The organism is Pseudomonas sp. 05L36, from assembly GCF_056398125.1.
Genome location: NZ_JBFTOU010000073.1, coordinates 1 through 2234, shown reverse-complemented (window position 1 = coordinate 2234; position 2234 = coordinate 1). Strand labels below are relative to the sequence as shown.

The window sequence follows — 2234 nt, the reverse complement described above, 5'->3', positions numbered from 1 at the left end:
ACGCTGAGCGTGGTGTCTTCCTGCACCGCGCCCGCCGCATTGCCCGTCGCGAAACTGAGCACGGGCGCGTCGTTGCTGCCGGTAATGGTGACGGTCACCAGTTGGGTGTCGACGCCGCCGAGGCCATCGCTGACCCGCACGCTGAACACTTCGTTGTGACTTTCTCCCGCCTTCAGCGACTGCACTGCACTGGCGACCCCATCGGTGCCATTGGCCAGGGTGTAGGTCCACTGGCCGGTGGTGTCCACGGCGATCGAACCGTAGGTGCCTGTTGACGCGCCATTGATGGTCCAGGTCGCCGTGGCGTCGTGATCGATGTCGGTCGAGCTGAACTGGCCGTTCACGCTGAGCGTCGTGTCTTCCTGCACCGCGCCGGCCGCATTGCCCGTCGCGAAACTGAGCACGGGCGCGTCGTTGCTGCCGGTAATGGTGACGGTCACCAGYTGGGTGTCGACGCCGCCGAGGCCATCGCTGACCCGCACGCTGAACACTTCGTTGTGACTTTCTCCCGCCTTCAGTGACTGCACCGCACTGGCGGCACCATCGGTGCCATTGGCCAGGGTGTAGGTCCACTGGCCGGTGTTGTCTACCGCGATCGAACCGTAGGTGCCGGTGGACGCGCCATTAAGGGTCCAGGTTGCCGTGGCGTCGTGATCGATGTCGGCCGAGCTGAACTGGCCATTCACGCTGAGCGTGGTGTCTTCCTGCACCGCGCCGGCCGCATTGCCCGTCGCGAAGCTGAGCACGGGCGCGTCGTTGCTGCCGGTGACGGTGATCGTCACCAGCTGGGTGTCGACGCCGCCCTGGCCGTCGCTGACCTGCACCGTGAACACGTCCTCATGACTCTCGCCCGCCTTCAGCGACTGCACCGCACTGGCGACCCCGTCGGTGCCATTGGCCAGCGTGTAGGTCCACTGGCCGGTGTTGTCCACCGCGATCGAACCGTAGGTGCCTGTGGACGCGCCATTGAGGGTCCAGGTTGCCGTGGCATCGTGATCGATGTCGGCCGAGCTGAACTGGCCATTGACGCTGAGCGTGGTGTCTTCCTGCACCGCGCCGGCCGCATTGCCCGTCGCGCAGCTGAGCACGGGTGCGTCGTTGCTGCCGGTAATGGTGATGGTGACGGTCTGCGCCGCCGAAGCCGCGTTGCCCGCGCCGCTGTCGTCAGTGGCCACCACGCTGTAGGAGAAGCTGATGGTTTCACCGGCACGCAGGAAGTCCAGGTTCTCGCTGCTGCTGTAGGTCCAACCGACCTGATCGACCGCGAAGCCGGCGACCAGCGCCGCGGCCTGCGCCGCACCGAGGGTACCGCCGCTCCAGACCAGATCGTTATTGGCGCTCTGGCTGACCGTCACTCCATCGTTGACGTCCAGGTCGGCGAAGCTCAGCGCGCCGCTGTCGCTCAGGGTGGCTGCGCCATCGCCTTCGGTCATCGCCCCGGTCGGGTCGGTGATGGTCAGCGTCGGCTGGTCGTTGGTGCCGGTGATGGTGATGGTCACCAGCTGGGTGTCGACGCCGCCCAGGCCGTCGCTGACCTGCACCGTAAACACGTCATCGTGACTCTCGCCAGCCTTCAGCGACTGCACCGCACTGGCGACCCCATCGGTGCCATTGGCCAGCGTGTAGATCCACTGGCCGCTGCTGTCCACGGCGATCGAACCGTAGGTGCCGGTTGGCGATCCATCGATGGTCCAGGTCGCCGTGGCATCGTGATCGATGTCGGCCGAACTGAACTGGCCATTCACGCTGAGCGTGGTGTCTTCCTGCACCGCGCCGGCAGCATTGCCCGTCGCGAAACTGAGCACCGGTGCGTCGTTGCTGCCGGTGACGGTGATCGTCACCAGCTGGGTGTCGACGCCACCCAGGCCATCGCTGACCCGCACGCTGAACACTTCGTTGTGACTTTCTCCCGCCTTCAGCGCCTGCACCGCACTGGCGACCCCATCGGTGCCGTTGGCCAGGGTGTAGGTCCACTGGCCGCTGCTGTCCACGGCGATCGAACCGTAGGCGCCCGTATCTGTACCCGCAATGCTCCAGGTCGCCGTGGCGTCGTGATCGATGTCGGCCGAGCTGAACTGGCCATTGACGCTGAGCGTGGTGTCTTCCTGCACCGCGCCCGCCGCATTGCCCGTCGCGAAACTGAGCACGGGCGCGTCGTTGCTGCCGGTAATGGTGACGGTCACCAGTTGGGTGTCGACGCCGCCGAGGCCATCGCTGACCCGCACGCTGAACAC

The 2234-nt window shown here is 66.1% G+C and carries 1 protein-coding gene; it reads right to left on the bottom strand.

The window, feature by feature from the left end:
• On the bottom strand, positions 1 to 2234 hold a 2234-nt coding region (locus AC1DKH_RS30280), incomplete at both ends, for a beta strand repeat-containing protein (RefSeq protein ID WP_477800220.1).